Annotated in this window: 14 protein-coding genes; 6 read left to right on the top strand and 8 right to left on the bottom strand. The window is 57.9% G+C overall.

Features of this window, described 5'->3' with window-relative positions; translation table 11 throughout:
- The first annotated feature begins 49 nt into the window (after positions 1 to 49).
- Both msrA and EH31_RS13580 read left to right on the top strand, forming a co-directional pair.
- On the top strand, positions 50 to 595 hold the full coding sequence (msrA, locus tag EH31_RS13585) for a peptide-methionine (S)-S-oxide reductase MsrA (protein ID WP_034961363.1): 546 nt from the start codon (positions 50 to 52) through the stop codon (positions 593 to 595).
- 12 nt (positions 596 to 607) lie between these two features.
- Positions 608 to 1,438: a hypothetical protein gene (locus EH31_RS13580; RefSeq protein ID WP_034961130.1), complete on the top strand. Its 831-nt coding sequence runs from the start codon at positions 608 to 610 to the stop codon at positions 1,436 to 1,438.
- Here the strand turns inward: EH31_RS13580 and EH31_RS13575 are convergent.
- Positions 1,422 to 2,663 (bottom strand): RsmB/NOP family class I SAM-dependent RNA methyltransferase, encoded by a 1,242-nt coding sequence (locus EH31_RS13575; RefSeq protein WP_034961127.1) that lies wholly within the window; start codon positions 2,661 to 2,663, stop codon positions 1,422 to 1,424. The two genes, EH31_RS13580 and EH31_RS13575, sit on opposite strands and share 17 nt — an antisense overlap.
- A gap of 60 nt (positions 2,664 to 2,723) precedes the next feature.
- Here EH31_RS13575 and EH31_RS17390 point away from each other — a divergent pair, with 60 nt between their 5' ends.
- Positions 2,724 to 2,894, top strand: coding sequence for a DUF1674 domain-containing protein (locus EH31_RS17390; protein ID WP_081853412.1), 171 nt, complete (start codon positions 2,724 to 2,726; stop codon positions 2,892 to 2,894).
- 20 nt (positions 2,895 to 2,914) lie between these two features.
- Here the strand turns inward: EH31_RS17390 and EH31_RS13565 are convergent, their stop codons facing one another.
- From EH31_RS13565 to EH31_RS13545, 5 genes are all read right to left on the bottom strand, one after another.
- Positions 2,915 to 3,352, bottom strand: a complete 438-nt coding sequence (locus EH31_RS13565) for a hypothetical protein (RefSeq protein WP_034961125.1) — start codon at positions 3,350 to 3,352, stop codon at positions 2,915 to 2,917.
- Between the two features lie 42 nt (positions 3,353 to 3,394).
- A complete protein-coding gene (locus EH31_RS13560) occupies positions 3,395 to 4,807 on the bottom strand; it encodes a cytochrome P450 (RefSeq protein ID WP_034961123.1) in 1,413 nt (470 codons plus the stop codon).
- Positions 4,808 to 5,102: 295 nt separating this feature from the next.
- The gene (hemH, locus tag EH31_RS13555; protein WP_034961121.1) at positions 5,103 to 6,137 is read right to left on the bottom strand and encodes a ferrochelatase; all 1,035 of its coding nucleotides are present in this window, start codon (positions 6,135 to 6,137) and stop codon (positions 5,103 to 5,105) included.
- A gap of 85 nt (positions 6,138 to 6,222) precedes the next feature.
- Positions 6,223 to 8,541, bottom strand: coding sequence for a molybdopterin cofactor-binding domain-containing protein (locus tag EH31_RS13550; protein ID WP_034961119.1), 2,319 nt, complete (start codon positions 8,539 to 8,541; stop codon positions 6,223 to 6,225).
- 19 nt (positions 8,542 to 8,560) lie between these two features.
- Complete coding sequence (locus EH31_RS13545; RefSeq protein ID WP_051699267.1) at positions 8,561 to 9,574, bottom strand: Mrp/NBP35 family ATP-binding protein; 1,014 nt, start codon at positions 9,572 to 9,574, stop codon at positions 8,561 to 8,563.
- A gap of 74 nt (positions 9,575 to 9,648) precedes the next feature.
- Between EH31_RS13545 and hflK the strand changes: the two genes are divergently transcribed.
- From hflK to EH31_RS13530, 3 genes are all read left to right on the top strand, one after another.
- Positions 9,649 to 10,821 (top strand): protease modulator HflK, encoded by a 1,173-nt coding sequence (gene hflK, locus EH31_RS13540; protein ID WP_241765928.1) that lies wholly within the window; start codon positions 9,649 to 9,651, stop codon positions 10,819 to 10,821.
- Between the two features lies 1 nt (position 10,822).
- A complete protein-coding gene (gene hflC, locus EH31_RS13535) occupies positions 10,823 to 11,665 on the top strand; it encodes a protease modulator HflC (protein ID WP_034961117.1) in 843 nt (280 codons plus the stop codon).
- Positions 11,666 to 11,847: 182 nt separating this feature from the next.
- Complete coding sequence (locus tag EH31_RS13530; RefSeq protein ID WP_081853411.1) at positions 11,848 to 13,374, top strand: Do family serine endopeptidase; 1,527 nt, start codon at positions 11,848 to 11,850, stop codon at positions 13,372 to 13,374.
- 481 nt (positions 13,375 to 13,855) lie between these two features.
- On the opposite strand, the gene EH31_RS13525 is transcribed toward EH31_RS13530, so the two are convergent.
- Positions 13,856 to 16,084, bottom strand: a complete 2,229-nt coding sequence (locus tag EH31_RS13525; RefSeq protein WP_051699266.1) for a transglycosylase domain-containing protein — start codon at positions 16,082 to 16,084, stop codon at positions 13,856 to 13,858.
- Between the two features lie 131 nt (positions 16,085 to 16,215).
- The gene (msrB, locus tag EH31_RS13520; RefSeq protein WP_034961115.1) at positions 16,216 to 16,617 is read right to left on the bottom strand and encodes a peptide-methionine (R)-S-oxide reductase MsrB; all 402 of its coding nucleotides are present in this window, start codon (positions 16,615 to 16,617) and stop codon (positions 16,216 to 16,218) included.
- Positions 16,618 to 16,644: the final 27 nt, after the last annotated feature.

Raw genomic sequence — 16,644 nt, 5'->3', positions numbered from 1 at the left:
AATACGTGTCGCTTCCTATGTTCTGGCCAAACGAATGATCGGAGAATTTATGGAACAGGCAATTATCGCAGGCGGGTGCTTTTGGTGCACCGAGGCCGTGTTCAAGGACGTGATTGGTGTGAACGAAGTCGAAAGCGGATATATCGGCGGGACAATTGCCAATCCGACGTACAAGCAGGTGTGCACCGGCTCCACCGGCCATGCCGAAGGCATCCGTGTGACGTTTGATCCCAACGCGATCAGCCTGGGTGAGATTTACGACGTCTTCCTTGGCACGCACGATCCAACCCAATTGAACCGCCAGGGCAATGACATCGGCACACAATACCGCAGCGCGATCTTCCCTTTGAATGCGGCGCAAGGCGAAGAAGCCAAGGCCGCGATTGAGCGTTGGAATGCGGAAAATGGCAAGGTGGCTGTGACCACTATCGAGGGCCTTGATGGCGATGCACAGACCGCGCCGTGGTATCCGGCTGAGGATTACCATCAGGAGTATTGGGACGGCGAAGGGCAGCGCAATCCCTATTGCCTTGCTGTGATCCCGCCCAAGATCATGAAACTTCGCAAGAGTTTTCAAAAATATGTGAAAAGCTAGGCTCAAACGCCGATGGCTTCCCAACATCCGGCCAATCCCTATTCCTTCGCGCATGAGGTTCAGGCGCATGACTCGGTCGCCTTCCAATGCTCGCAAGATGTGAGGGCCAACCCTTGGCTCGCCCTGCCCGTGCATCATCCGGTGGTGGTCCAGACGCAAAGCTTCTGGACTGCCGTCGGCGCGTCGAGCGCGCTGCAAGGGTGGGAGGAGACCAAATGGACAGCGCTTACCTGGATTGACTGGGAGCTTGGCGAAGCTGACGGCGGCCATGCGACACGCGGGTTTTATCGTCTCGAAAGCGAGGAGGGAAAGCTTGGTTATGTGATTGAGCTTTTCAACGCTGATGGCGCGGTTGTGGTCACCATTCGCGGGCGCGGCGTCATCTTTCGCAACCGCAATTTTGAGCAATGGCGCGAAGAGGCCAAGAAAGTGGCCCAGCAATCGGTTCAGCAATCGGCGCTTTCCACCGCGTTTCAATATGCTGAGCCAAAGACGCTCGGCCTGGCCCAAGGCGAGCGCGTGTTCGTCGCGCCTTTTGACCTTGCCAAGGGTTATATCGAGGCTTTGGTAACGGCTGAAAACGGATTTCCTCCCGGCAATGCCTTTATCGGTGGGTCGGGGGACCACGTGAACTCAACCCATTTGCACGAACTTGCGCGACAGGCTCTCTTCTTGGTCAAAGGGCGCACCGATATTGATACCAGCGGTGAGATGACGATGAAGCGTTATGTCGAATTGGGTGCGCCTTTGAGGCTTAACGTCGCTCGGGTGGACGAAAACAGCGCGATATTTGAAGTGGAGCAAGTAGGAAACCCTTGCGCGTCAATCACCTTACGCTTTTAGTCCACCGGCCTACGAAAAACCCGTCAAGCCCGCCTTTTTCGCGCAGCATTCCTGGATGGGTGCGCAGCCAGCCTTCGGGCGTTGGCTCCAAACTCGCAGGCAGCTCCACACCCTGAATTGGCGCAGGGGTAAGGCCGAAGGTGTCATTGATCCAGTCGGCTTGTTCTTCGCCTTCTTCGGGTTCCAGCGAACACACTGCGTAGATCAAAGTACCGCCCGATTTGAGCCATCCTGCGGCCTTCTCAATCAGAGCGCGCTGGATTTCGACCATCTCCGCAATCTGACGTGGGCCTATGCGGTGGAGCACATCGGGGTGGCGGCGGCAGGTACCCGTCGCGGTGCACGGCGCATCAAGCAGGATCGCGTCAAACTGATGCTTGGGCTCCCATGTCAGCGCGTCAGCGCGCAACGGAGAGGCTTTAAGCCCGGTGCGTTTGAGGTTGTCTTTCAGAACGCCCAAGCGCCGCTTTGAAATGTCGAGCGCGGTGACTTTCCATCCGCTTGCCGATAGCGCCATGGTCTTTCCACCCGGCGCGGCGCACAGATCGAGGGCGTGCTTGCCTGCCCCGTCTCCAAGCAGGCGCGTCGGCAATTGCGCAGCGAGGTCCTGCACCCACCATGCGCCTTCGTCATAGCCTTCGACCTGCTCGATCGGGGTCCCGCGCGGCATACGGACATGGCCAGAGGCAAAGCTTTCCCCGCCAAGTTTTGCCTGCCATTGATCGGTTTGACCTTCATCCTTCAAATGCAGGTCAACTTCAGGCGGCTGGACAAGGCCGTGCGCCATACCATCCCAGCGTTCCTGAAATCGCTCAGGCAGGGTGGGGGCCTCGGGCAGCGTCACCTCGCGCTTCATCAGGGTTGAGAATACCCCATGCGCCAACCGCCTTGGACCACCGGCGAGCAGTGGCAGCCCCGTTGCGATCACCGCGTGGGGCGGTGTTTCCAATCGCAAGCTTTGCGCCAGCATCAACCGCAAGACGCTGCGCGGTTTGGCATCGTCTGGCAGCGGGTTCTTCGTCGCGCTATCGATCAGCGCGTCCAAATCCGTCAGCCACCGCAGCGCCTCACCCACAATCGCCTTGGCCAGCGCTTGGTCAGGGGCCTTGCGAACATCCCTCAGAGCCCCCGGCGCCGCCTGTTCCAGGGTCTCCCCCCGGCGCAGGACCGCATCGAGCATTTTGAGCGCCGCGCGGCGTGCGTGAATTCCGGAAGGTTGAGCCATATCCTCGCGCCCCTAGCCTTCCTTGAAACTAAGCGCCAGCTTGCGCATTTAGTAATAACCATGACCAAACAAAAATCCGAAACCGCCAAAGCCTTCACAAAACCCAAGCATTGGACCAACGATCCAGCGCCAAAGCCAAAGGCGGTCGATCCCCTAAAAGATGAGCCACGCGATCTTTCCCCGACACGTTACGGCGATTGGGAGAAAGACGGCATCGCCTGGGATTTTTGAAAGCCACCGGCCAACCTGGTTTAAAAGCCTCGACCAACTTCGAAATTCGCAGCGTATCGAAAGACGCCCGTGGTGGTGTAACAGGCCACTGTGCTGACCATCCCATCGCGGCGATAAATCTCGCATGCCCCGGTTGCATCGCGCCACGCCCGGTCTTGCTGACGGGCTGCGATTATCTGCCAGCTATCGCCAACACGCCGCGTTCGAAACAGGGTTTCGCGTTTACGCCGAGTGTGAGTGAAAACGAAAACCGCTTCGTCACCCGACTGATCAATGCGCGCCGCATCACAATCGGCAAGATTGACGCCCTCCTCGCGCAACACCGCATACTTTTCAGCGTAGAAGCACCGCCCTTCGCCAAGCACCGGCAAATCCTCGGCGCTGGCAGGGGAGCTTGTGAATGCGAGGGCGATCAGCCCAAGAGCCAAAGCCGCTGCAAGAGGATATCGCCGTATCATACCATCAATCTGTCCCGCTGCGGCTTTACGAATGCTGAATTGTCACAGCTTCTTGAACTCGATCTGCAACCCATCCTTGGGTTGCGGGATCGGCCAGGGTTGCCATTCGGGCGTATAGCCTGCCTCTGCCTCGATCCGATAGCGTTGCAGCAATTGCGCGAGCAAAATCTTCACCTGCATATAGGCAAAGTGCAGCCCCAGACACATATGCGCGCCCCCGCCAAACGGGACCCAGGCATATTTGTGCCGCGCCTTCACCTTGTCAGGGGTAAAGCGCATCGGATCAAAGGTCATGGGGTCGTCCCAATATTCGTCTGAATGGTGGGTCCAATAGATATTGATCCCGCACAATTGCCCCGCCGGAATGCGGTATCCGCCAAACTCAAATTCCTTAAGCGCGCGGCGCGGCATCGAAGGCACCGGCGGCATCATCCGCAATGCCTCTTTGAAGGCCATTTCGGTCAGCTCAAGCTTGCCAAGGTCTTCGTAAGACAGCGGGCGCGGGTTCCCATCGGCATCCGGCCCGCCTGTGACTGCGAAAATCTCCTCGCGCAGTTTTTCCTGCCATTCCGGCTCAGTCGCGAGATAATACATGAAGGACGTCGCCGACGAAGTGATCGTGTCATGCGCTGCCATAAGAAGAAAGCTCATGTGATCGACCACGGCATCAACCGGCAACAGTTCGCCGTCTTCGGTCGTCGCGGTGGCGAACTGGCTGAACATATCCTGCCCGCCGCCCTGTTCGCGCCGCCTGATCGTTTCGCGGGTGAGATAGTCGACCATGAAGGCGCGGCCATCCACGCCCTTTTTCATCTTGGTGAAGGGTAGGGGTCTGCGGATCGGGGCAACGCTTGCCTGAACCATATCGACAAAAGCGGTGTTGATCTTGTCCGCTTCCGGTCCCCACGGGATGCCAAGGAAGCTGTCGGCGGCAAGGTCCAGCGTCAGTTTCTTGATCGCGGGGTTAAAACGCATTGGCCCTTCCCACCCGGCAACTTCGCGTGCGATGCCGGAATTCAAGGACCCGCAATAATGGCGCATGGGTTCAGGCTTGAACGCGATGGAGAGCGCGCGGCGATCAATCCGGTGGTGATCAAAATCAATCAGCATAAGCCCGCGCGGGAACAATTGATCCAGAACCGGTCCCCAGCCTTGTTCGCTCGAGAAAATCTTGTCCTTGTTGAACAGGACAAGCTCGTTCGCCTCTGCCCCGATCAAGGCGACATTCCACCCGCCAAAGGCACGCGTTTTGTACACCTTGCCGTGGGTTTCGATCATCCGCTTGGTAAAGCCATGAGGATCGGCCAGCTGGCGGAAAGTGTTGCCCACCAAGGGCAGGCCCGCATCGCCCGGAATATGGGCGATATCGGCCTCGGTCGGCACGCCCTCGCTCCAATGGGAGAAGCTCGGGGTATGGGCGCTGCTTGCAGCGTTAGGCTCGGCCAGGGTTGCCATGGTTTAGTCAGCTCCGAAAATGCACCGATAGTGGGTATGTCTTTTGCAACTTACCTTATTGTAAAGGTGCCGCCAAGTCCCGGTTTAGCTTTCACCTGTTTCCTACCCTATGAGACACATGTGTCTCATAGCCCTGTAGGGAAATCCACCCAAGCCATTGAAAAACAACACCTTGTATGAAAAATCCTATGAGACACCTTGCGGCAGAAAATTGACCGGCAATTTCAAGCAGACAGCGCCTCAGTCAGGGATAACGGCGCTCTTTCATGTAGGAAAACCGTTTACAGGACCCGTATCAGGCCCAGCCGGAAAGTTCGCGGGCAACCATCGTCTCAAGCATTTGAATGCCAGAACCCGATGTGTTGAGACAGTCGAGAACCGCAAACTCTTCGCCGCCTGCCTCAAGGAATTCATCTCGGCCCTCAAGCGCAAGCTCTTCCAGTGTCTCCACACAGTCCGCCGAAAAGCCGGGCGCTGCGACAACAAGGCGCTTGGTGCCTTTTTCGCCTTCTGCGACCAGAGTGTCGTCGGTTGCAGGTTCCAGCCATTGGGCAGGGCCAAAGCGCGACTGGAAAGAGGTTTCAAACCGCACGCCTTCCCATTCGGGCCGATCTTGCAAACGCTCGCGCAAAAGCCGCGAGGTTTTCTGGCAGTGGCAATGGTAGGGATCGCCCTTTTCAAGGGTACGTTGTGGCATTCCGTGAAAGCTTAACAGCATCACGTCAGGCTTGAACGAAAGCGCGCTCACCTGCGCTGTCAAATCATCGGCCAGAGCGTTCAGATACAATGCGTCATCGTGATAGGGCGGGACAAAGCGCAAGGCCGGTTGCCAGCGCAAACCTTTCAAAACGCGCGCCACTTCGTCGAACACGGTCGCGGTCGTGGCGGCGGAATATTGCGGGTAAAGCGGCGCGATCAAAATACGATCACACCCTTTTTCGGTCAGCTTGTTAAGCTGCGTTTCAATCGACGGATTGCCGTAACGCATGGCGTAATCGACGATGACATTTTCGCCAAAACGCCCCTCGATCGCTTCGGCCTGGCGCGAGGTTATGTCGGCCAGAGGCGATCCGCGATCGGTCCAGATTTTGGAATAGGCCGCCGCGCTTTTTGCAGGGCGGGTGTTCAAAATGATACCGCGCAAAATCGGTTGCCACGCAATCGCGGGGATTTCGATCACCCGGGGATCGGACAGAAACTGCTTGAGATAGCGCTTTACTGATCCAGGATCAGGCGCATCGGGCGTCCCCAGATTGACGAGAAGCACGCCGACAGACCCGCTCGATACAGGCGGGTGGTCATTGGGTAGATGTTGTTTTAGCCAAGTCATTTGTGCCGGGATAACGCTTCAAAATTGATTTCGGGTCCAACGTGCGCACAACAAAACTTTAACAGGTCGCAGCGATCCCACACGCTTAGAGACCCCCTGAAAGTAGGGGCAGTCGCCTGAGACGCAACCCCGTAGCCGAAAAGAGCGCATTTGCGATAGCTGGTGCAACCACGGCAACGCCCAATTCTCCCGGATCAACATGGGGGCCCGAACTGGGCAGGAATTCAACGACAATCTCCGGGCAATCGGCAAGCTTGGGCAGCCCCAGACCTGCATATTCAAAGCTTTCGGGCAGCCCCCCTCGCATGGTGGGCGAATTGCCCAGCGCAATGCCTAGACCAAACAGCAATCCGCCTTCGATCTGTTGGCGCGCGATGTCGAGATTGACGATCCGGCCAATATCGACCGCTGCTGACAAACGGGTCACCCGAAGCCCGCCTTCGCCCCGGCGCGCGGTTGCAACGCAAGCGATCCGGCCGCCGGTGGCTGCATCGCCAATGCGGTAACAGGCAAGCCCTTGTCCGCTTTGATCGGTGCCGCCGTCCCATTCTGCAAGCGATGCTGCGCGCTGAAGACAGGCGGCAAGCCGGACATCCGAGCCCAGCATCGACATGCGATAGGACAAAGGTTCGCGCCCGCTTTCGTGCGCCACCTCATCGACGAAGCTTTCAATCGCAAATGCGCTTGCAACATGGGCATTGCCGCGCACGCGCCCTGAGGGGTAGCCGGTCTCCACCGGAACATGGCGCACCGTTACACTTGGCAATTCATAAACAGGCACAGCGCCTTCAAGGGCGAGCACATCCTTCATCCCCGTTGTTTCACGGATCGCTGCCCAAGGGGTGAGATTGTCGAACAGGCGCTTGCCAAATTCATGGGTCGAGGGAGGGGTGGCAACGCGCAGTTTTATTGCGTCGATAATGCCGCCTGAAACACCTTGCAGCGGACCGGCTCCTCCGCCGCCCGCCAATTGCGCACCGATCAAAGTGTAGGCAGGCGCGCGCGGTCTTGAACGCACGATCTCTTCGCGCCGGGACCAGGTGAGCTGGACCGGTCTCCCCAATTGCTTGGCGATATGCGCGACTTCGATTGCATGGTCGTGCTCTAACCGCGCATCAAAACTGCCGCCTGCCGCCATCGGATATAGCGCGACGTCTTCAAGCTGCAGGCCCACTGCCCTGGCGGCGGCTTCGCGCGCCTGCTCAGGGGCCTGGGCTGCGATCCACAATTCCAGCCGCCCGTCGGCATACCGCGCAGCAGCGCTTGCGGTTTCGACCGGGCTTGCATGAAACGCGTCCACTTCATACCGCCGCGCGATATCGACGCGGGTCATCGCCTCTTCGCCAAAGCCGGTTTCAGCGACCTTGAAGCTGTCGCCAGAGGTCAACAGCGTATCGAGCCTTGCGGTGATGTCGTCGCTGTTTACGGGAAAATCGGTTTTGAACTGCGGCGCCATCGCCTCAAGCGCGCGCTCAGCGGCCCATGATGTTGTCGCTGCAACCGCAAGCCAGCGTTTGGTCTTTACCGCGCCGACAATCCCCCTGATCCCTTTCGCAGCGTCCGGAGTGAACGCGCTCAGTTCGCTGCCGTTATTGGGGCCGTGTCGGATCGCGGCATAGACCATGCCGGGCAGCCGCACATCGCCTGCAAAGCGGTGCGAGCCGTCGACTTTGGAAGGCAGGTCAATACGCGGGAAAGCGTCGGGAACGCTCGCTCCTGCCTCGCTACTTATAGGGTTCACGCTAACTGATTCTGGCCGCAAGGGCGGGGGATCGGGCGGCGATTGTTCAGCGGCGCCCGCTGCAAGTTCGCCAAAGGTTGCGCGGATGTCGCCAAAAGAGACAATGCCGCCCTCAACCTCGCATTCCTCCCATGACGTTCCCCAGCGCGAAGCCGCCTCCATCGCCAGCATCGCGCGCGCCGCTGCTGCTGCTTCGCGCACGGGTTGTTCGTAAGCGGCCAGGGACATGCCATCGGCGGTCGCAGTGAAACGCTGCGACGTGGCAAAACGCCGCGCCAGCCATTCATCGCTGCTTTGCGAAAGACCAGCGGTCATCGGGTCCCACAGCCCAATCCACCGCTTTGCCAAAGGCATATTGGCATAGGCAGCCGCTGCCGCCGCCGGTTCAACCGCGATCTGGCGCCAGTCTGCGCCCAGTTCCTGCGCTGCGATCTGCGGGATCAGCGTCGTGATCCCTTGCCCCATTTCAAGCTGCGGGACAGCGACACTAACCACGCCGTCTTCTGCGATTTTGAGCCATGCGCCCAGCACGTGTTCGCCGCGCGCAGGGGTTAATGGATTGGGATAATTGCGCGGTAAAGCCCACCACGCGATCAAAAGCCCGCCGCCAACGGCAGCGCCTCCAATCACTCCCCTTCGCGTTAGGTGCCGGGTTATCTGCATACGGTCACGTGCATAGCGCCTAGACTTTGCCGTTCCTGATCCAGCGATCAAGCGCCTCTGCAATAACTATGAACGGCTTTGCGTTTTCATCATCCGCCCCTTTGTCACTGGCTGCAGGGGGTTTGCCCGCATCGCCAGCCAGCCGGGTTTCCATCGTTAGTGGTATGCGCCCAAGGAACGGGATTTCCAATGCGCTGGCAAATTTCTCGACGCCGCCTTCGCCAAACGGGTTTGAGATGTGGCCGCAATCGGGACAGGCATAGCCTGACATATTTTCAACCAGACCGATAATCGGAACATCGCCATCTTCGAACAATTGCCCGGCGCGCGCTGCATCAAGCAGCGCCAGATCTTGCGGGGTGGACACCAGAACCGCGCCGTCAGGCTTGTTGTCGGCCATCATTGAAATCTGCACGTCGCCTGTGCCCGGCGGCAGGTCGATCAGCAAAAGCTCTGTATCGCCCCACTGCGCATCGACAATCTGGTTGAGCGCCTTTCCCGCCATGGGCCCGCGCCATGCCAGCGCTTTTCCTTGCGCGACCAGATTGCCCATTGAAAGCATTTTGACGCCGTATGGGCTTTCAATCGGGATCAGTTTGTCGCCGTCGGCCTTTGCCTTTGCCTTTTCCGTTGCGAGCAGGCGCGCCTGGCTTGGTCCGTAAATGTCGCCGTCGATCACGCCGACCTTGCGACCCATCCTGGCCAAAGCCACCGCCAGATTGGTGGTAAGGGTCGATTTGCCGACGCCGCCTTTGCCAGAACCGACCGCGATAATCATCCGGCGGCGGCGATCTGCGATCAATGCAACGCGCACTTCGTCCACCTGCGTCAGGCCGGAAAGCGCATTTTCGATCAGCTTTTCAAGCTCTTCGCGCGCCTTTGCACCAAGATCACCCGCTTCAGCGACGACTATCGCGCGGCCCTCTTTCAAGCGTGCAGAACGCACCCGCCCTTGAATTTCGACCGGCAAAGCCTCTCGCAAAAGCGCTTCGTCTTGCTCCAAACTGGCTTTCGAGTTGTCATCATTGTTCATATGTTTGGGCCTCTATCATCAAATTCCGTGTTTCAACCCCTGTTTTTCCTGCAAACGCATCCTATAGAAAGAACATGCGAATTTTTGACGGTTTTAGACAACAGTTTGGCCTTGCTATGGCAGGTAAGAAAAACCCCTGGGGCAAATCCGGTGGAGATGGCGGCGGAGATGATTCTTCCGGCGACAAGTCCGATGGCCCCGGAAAAGAAGGCCCCGGAAAAGAAGGCCCGGGAAAAGAAGGACCGCGCAATCCGTGGCTTCCCGGCGGAGGCGGCTCGGGTGACGGCAAACGCCGTTCGGCCAGTATCGAAGACATCTTCAAGAACAGAGGGCCAGAAGGCCCGCGCCGCGCTGGCGGTGGAGGTGGCCCGACGTTCCGTTTGCCAGAGCGTCCCGGCGGCGGCAGCTGGCTCCCTATCCTGATTGCAGGGGTCGCAGCGGTCTGGCTGATTTTCTCAAGCGTCCACTTCATCCAACCGGGCGAACAAGCAACCGTGACCCGCTTTGGCGGCAAATTTGTTGGAAGCTTCGGTCAAGGAACCAACTGGTCCTACCCCTACCCGATCAGCATCGTTCAAGTTGAAAACGTCGAAGCGGCCCGGATTGAGGAAGTTCCAAGCAAGCTGATCCTGACAGGGGACCAGAACCTTGTTGACCTCAGCTATTCGGTGCGTTGGAACATCAACGACCTTTCGCTGTTCCAATTCCAGCTCGCCGATCCGATTGAAACCGTGCGCGAGGCGGCCGAAACCGCAATGCGTTCATCGGTTGCGGAAAAAACGCTCGACACCGTTATTTCGGGTGCAGGGCGCGCCGATATTCAGGCCAATGTTCAAACCCGGACACAAGGTATCCTCGACAGTTATGGCGCAGGGATCACCGTTCTGGGTATCGAAGTCGATAAAACCGACCCGCCTGAAAGCGTGGTCGAAGCGTTTAACGACGTGCTTGCAGCGCAGCAGGATGCCGAGCGTGAATTGAACGGTGCTCGCCGTTATTCGCAGCGCCTTCTGGCCCGCGCCGAAGGTGACGCAGAACAATTCAACCAGATTTACAGCGAATATCGTCTTGCCCCGGAAGTGACCCGGCGCAGGCTTTATTATGAAACAATGGAGCAGGTCCTCTCCCGGACGAACAAGACCGTCATCGATGCCGATGGCGTCACCCCTTATCTGCCGCTTCGCGAGGTTGAGCGCCGTTCAGCTCCATCTGCGACGCCTGCAACGCCAGCAACGGGAGGCCAGTAAGATGGAAAATATTTGGACCCGTTTCAAACTTCCGATCATCGCCGTAGGGGTTGCTCTTGTAGCGGTCGCAACGACCTTGTTCGTGACGCCAGAGACTAAACAAGCGGTCATCATCCGCACGGGTGAGCCTGAAAACATCGTCAATATGTACAGCCCCGATGATCCCTTTGGTCAAACCGGGGCCGGTATCTGGTGGCGCATTCCTTTTGTCGACCGTGTGCAAATGGTTGAACGCCGCGTGCTCGATCTCGACATGGATAATGAACAGGTGCTCACCAGCGATCAGCAGCGCCTTCGCGTGAACGCCTATGCGCGCTATCGCATTATTCAGCCGGTCACCATGATCGAACGTGCCGGTGACGAATCGCGCCTTAACGTACAGCTTGCGCGGATCCTTCGCTCGGCTCTGCGACAGGAATTGGGCCGCCGGACCTTTGCCAGCCTTCTGACCGCTGAACGCGGCAGTGCCATGACAGAGATCCGCGAAACGCTGGATACACAGGCGCGCGAATATGGCGCCCAGATCATCGATGTGCGGATCAAAGCGGCGGATTTGCCCGAAGGAACGCCTTTGCAAGCCGCCTTCACAAGGATGATTTCCGAACGCCAGGAGCAGGCTGAAACCATCCGCGCACAAGGCCGCAAGAACGCGCAGATCATCCGGGCACAGGCCGATGCCGAGGCCGCAAACACCTATGCGGCGGCTTATGGCAAAGACCCGGATTTCTACGATTTCTACCGCGCCATGGAAAGCTATCGCCAGACCTTCATCAATGGTGAGGGCGAAAGCACAATGGTGCTTGATGCGGACAATGAATATTTCAACCAGTTCAACGGTCGATGAGGTGGGCGGTTTTTCGCGCTTTTCCTGGGCTCGGTAACCGACCAAGCGCTGATTGCGAACTACCGACTACATCCGTGTTCAATCGCGGTTAAGTGCGTGTAGGGCCTAAAGGCAGGCGTAACTTTAAGTATCTTGAGGCCCCGGCTCAGCCGGCTGCCCCGTTAAGGAAGGAATGAGAGGACGTGAGCAACGTGCGGTATGTTTATGGACTGACGAGCGCGCTTCTGGTGGGAGGCGCAGCGGTTTCACTTATGACTGGTATCCCGGCAGGGGCACAGGTCGCGCAAAATGATGCAGGCGTGATGGACCGCGTGGTTCCTGAGGCAGGGGCCCCGGCAAGCTTTGCCGACCTGACCCAGCAATTGCAGCCCGCCGTGGTGAATATCGCAACGCGCCAATCGGTCGAAGTCAACCGCAACCCGTTTGCAGGCACGCCGTTTGCCGAACTGTTCAACCGCCGTGGCGGCAACCAACCCCAACGCCGTGAAGCTCAATCGCTGGGTTCAGGCTTCATCATCAGCGCTGATGGTTTTGTGGTCACCAATAACCACGTGGTCGCCCCTGATAACCGCGCGCGTCTGGAAGAAATCACCGTCACTTTCCCTGATGGGACAGAATACGAAGCCGAGCTTGTCGGTGCGGACCCTGATTCTGATCTCGCAGTGCTCAAGATCAAATCGGACAAGTCGTTCCCATTCGTGACCTTTGGCAACAGCGCCGAATCGCGTGTGGGTGAATGGGTTGTTGCGATCGGCAATCCCTTTGGCCTTGGTGGCACGGTCACCTCCGGGATTATCTCGGCTGTGTACCGCAACACCGGCCAGGGCGGCGCCTATGACCGCTTTATCCAGACCGATGCCAGCATCAACCGGGGCAACTCGGGCGGCCCGTTGTTCGATATGCGCGGCAATGTGATCGGCATCAACAATGCGATCTTCTCACCATCGGGCGGCAGCGTCGGCATTGGCTTTGCCATTCCCAGCGAAATCGCAGCACCAATCGTCGAACAGCTGAAGCAGGGTCAGGAGATCGAGCGCGGCTATCTGGGCGTACAGCTTCAGCCAGTGAACGATGACCTTGCCAATTCGCTTGGCATCGAACGCAATCGCGGTGAGCTTGTGCAGCTTGTCACCGACGACAGCCCCGCTGAAAAAGCAGGTATGCGGCCAGGCGACATCATTGTCAGCGTCAACGGCAATCCGGTCTCTTCTGATCAAACGGTCTCTTTCCTCGTTGCCAATATCAACCCGGGGCAGAGCATTCCTGTCACCGTCCTTCGCGAAGGGCGCCGCGTTGAGTTGAATACGACACTTGCCAAACGGCCAACCGCTGAAGAGCTGGCACAGCAACAGCAAAACTTTGATCCCGATTCCGAAGAGCCGATGAACCCGGACCAGATGGATGACCAGATCGCCGAAAAGCTGGGCCTCCAAGTGCTTGAAATGACCCCGCAGATCGCGCGTAGCCTTGGCGTTGATACCGATACCGTCGGTCTTGTGATCGGCGCAGTTGATCCAAACTCGGATGCAGCACGCAAGGGCCTTCGCCGGGGTGATGTGATCTTGTCTGCCAACTATCAGGTGACCGGTACGATTGAGGCACTTCGTGAACAGATCAGTGTTGCTGAGAGCGAAGGCCGTGATGCAATCTTGTTGAGGTATCAACGTCGAGGACAGCCACTGCGTTTCGTTCCAATTCGTCTTCGTTAAGTCACCTTTGGCCACTGGTCGCCATTTTGATAGTATCTGGCGATCCGCGATCAAATAATGATTCAGGATTATCTGCCTTTAATGAAGGTTGAAGCGGCTTGATTTCGTTTTTCGTGAGTGTTCTAATTCAGCGCAAGGGGCGAGTTAGACCAATAGGAGAAACGAAATGAAGAAACGTTGTCTAGTTGGACTTGCGGTGCTGTCACTTTGTGGCACCTCGGCTTTCGCGCAACCAACCTTGGGCACGGCCATTGCGCCGGGAGCTCAGGACCCGTTTGAGACAAGCTATTGCTACATCAACTGGTTGGGTCAGCGCGAATGCATCGCCAGAGACTGACTTGAGCCAGATGCTGCGCACGGTCCAATTGGTACAGACTGGGCCATAGCGTTGTGATCGAGCAAAAGATTGCCCCCGCAGCCAGATCGGCTCGCGGGGGCTTTTTCGTTTGGGCTCTTAGGGTCCTGACCCTAATTTTCCCAGCTAGCCGGGCGGGTCCTCTCGCAGGAAACCGGGGTCTGAGACTGATCTGGTTGGCACCGGTCTTGGTGTTGGCCTTGGCGGCGGTGAACGCGGCTGACCGCCTATCGCCTCATTCAGGAAGTCATCGCTTACGGCTGCTGGCGGCTCTACTCCGGGGCCAAGCGGGCGCTCTCCATCCACATCGAAGGCCGGGCTGTCGGGATCGCGGCGACCCGGCTCAATCAGATTGCCTTGTTCATCGATGAAATAATAATCATCCGGATCACCAAACAGCGCTTCTTCATCAGGCTCCAATTGCCATTCGGGAAGGTTCAATTCGGTGTCGAACTCTTCAACCGCACGGTCTTTGACAGCATAGCGCATATAGGCGGCAAAAGCCCTGGCAGGCGCGGCGCCGCCTTGCAGACCGTTCACCTTCTTCGCATCGTCCCGGCCCATCCAGACGCCGGTTGTGATCCCGCTGGAAAAGCCGACGAACCAGCCATCCTTATTCGAACTGGTGGTGCCCGTCTTGCCTGCCACGGGTCGCCCGATCTGGGCTGCGCGCCCGGTGCCGGTTTGCACCGCTGCCTGCAACAGGTCGGTCATGCCAGCGGCCACATAATCAGGCACCAGCTTTGTTTCGCGCTGTTTCTTGCGCTGATAAATCGTATCGCCATCAGAGGTGACGACCTTTGAAATGCCATAGGGTTCGACCGCCATCCCGCCTGACGAAATCCCGGCAAAGGCCTGCGTCATTTCAAGCAGGCGCACTTCGGACGCGCCCAGCACCATGGAAGGGAAGGTTGAAACCGGCGAACTGATCCCGAACCGCCTTGCCATGGATGCAACCGTGCCAAAGCCCACTTCATTGCCAAGCTGGGCTGCGACCGTGTTGATCGAATAGGCAAAGGCTGTGCGAAGGTTCGTCTCTCCTACATTGCGGCCATTGGAGTTGCGCGGGCTCCACCCGTCGATGGTTACCGGCGTATCGACCACCTTGTCATCAGGCGTGTACCCCGCTTCCAAAGCCGCAAGATAAACGAACAGTTTCCACGAAGAGCCGGGCTGACGCATGGCATCGGTTGCACGGTTGAAATTGCTTTCAACATAATCGGTGCCCCCGACCAAAGCGAGGATCGCACCGTCTCGGTCCAGGCTAACCAGAGCGCCTTGCGCGCCGTCAGGAGAATTGGCTTTCACCGCAGCGGTTGCCGCGCGCTGCATCCCTACGTCCAATGTGGTGAACACTTCCAAGGGCGCGTTGGTTTCGGGCAGGATGATGTCGAGTTGCGGCAGCACATAGTCGGTGAAATAGCGCACCGAATTTTGCCCTGACTGCTCTTTCAATTCGACCGTATCCACATCAACCGATGCCTGATCGGCGGTGATATACCCCTGCTCTTTCATCAGGCGCAGCACGACCTCGGCGCGATTAACCGCAGCCTCAACATCGGCCGTGGGGGAATATCGGCTTGGCGCTTTTACAAGGCCGGCAATGATGGAAGCTTCGGCAACGCTCAGCTCTTTGCCAGGGTGGCTGAAGAATTTGCGAGACGCGCTGTCAACGCCATACGCGCCCCCGCCAAAATACACCTTGTTGAGATACAGCTCGAGGATTTGCTCTTTGGAAAATTTCCATTCCAGCGCCATCGCAAGGATCGCCTCACGCGCTTTACGATCGAACGTCCGGTTGGAGGAGAGGAACAGGTTGCGCGCCAATTGCTGGGTAATGGTGGAGGTGCCGCCGACCCTCGAACGCGCGCCGGTAAAGCCTTCAACCACTGCCCCTGTCGTCCGGATCGGATCAACGCCGTAATGGGTGTAAAAACGCTTGTCCTCAACCGCGACCATGGCGTTGCGCATGTTTTCAGGGATGTCTTCAAAGTCGAGCCATTCGCCAAAGCTTGGCCCTATTTCGACAATTTCGCTGCCATCGCGCGCGCGTACCAGAATGGTCTGGCCCGCCTGACTGGCTTTCAATTGGAAGAAACTGGGAAGTGAGCGCGCGGCAAATCCCACCGCAAAGGCAAGAAAGATCGCCCCCAAAAGCGCGGCCACCGTGCCAAAAACGGCAAAACGCTTGGTCCATTTCCAGAAAGGCGATGGGTTTCCTTCGCGTTTCAACCTGGTTTTCGAGGATTTGCTTTTCGACTGACCGGAAGACGCACGTTCGCTCGCAGCACGGCGCGAACCCCGCTTACCCTGGTTCGGGCCCTTATTCTGGAGGTCATTACCCCGTTTGGACATCTAGTCTGTTCGCACTTTCAAGCCGCAAGCACCTGTTTGACTACACGCTTTGTGTAGGCAAGTTGTAACGGGGCGTGAATACGTGACATAGGCTCATCCCCATATGATGCGCGATTATGCAGGTTTGTGCGCTATTCGGGTGCAAATTCAAGCGCAGCTGAGTTGATGCAATAGCGAAGGCCGCCTTGTTCGGGCGGGCCGTCGGGGAAAACATGGCCCAGATGGCTGTTGCACTTACCACAGCGCACTTCTGTGCGGATCATGCCGAAAGAGACATCGCGGTGTTCGTCGATCACCTCTTCATCAGCAGGCTTGGTGAAAGCGGGCCAGCCGCAGCCGCTGTTGTATTTTGCCGCGCTGATGAACAGGCGCGTCCCGCAAGCGGCGCACATATATTCCCCGTTCTCGTAGAATTTGTCGTATTTCCCGGTAAAGGCGCGCTCTGTTCCTGCCTCGCGCAGAATGTGGAATTGCTCCGCGCTCAAACGCTCGCGCCATTCTTCCTCGGTTACGGCCTTGGGATCATCGGTCATGGAAGCTCTCTTTCTAAACGCTTATAT

Source organism: Erythrobacter longus, assembly GCF_000715015.1.
Classification (GTDB): domain Bacteria; phylum Pseudomonadota; class Alphaproteobacteria; order Sphingomonadales; family Sphingomonadaceae; genus Erythrobacter; species Erythrobacter longus.
The sequence above is the reverse complement of the archived record's forward strand: the minus strand, read 5'-3'. Positions and strand labels throughout refer to the sequence as shown.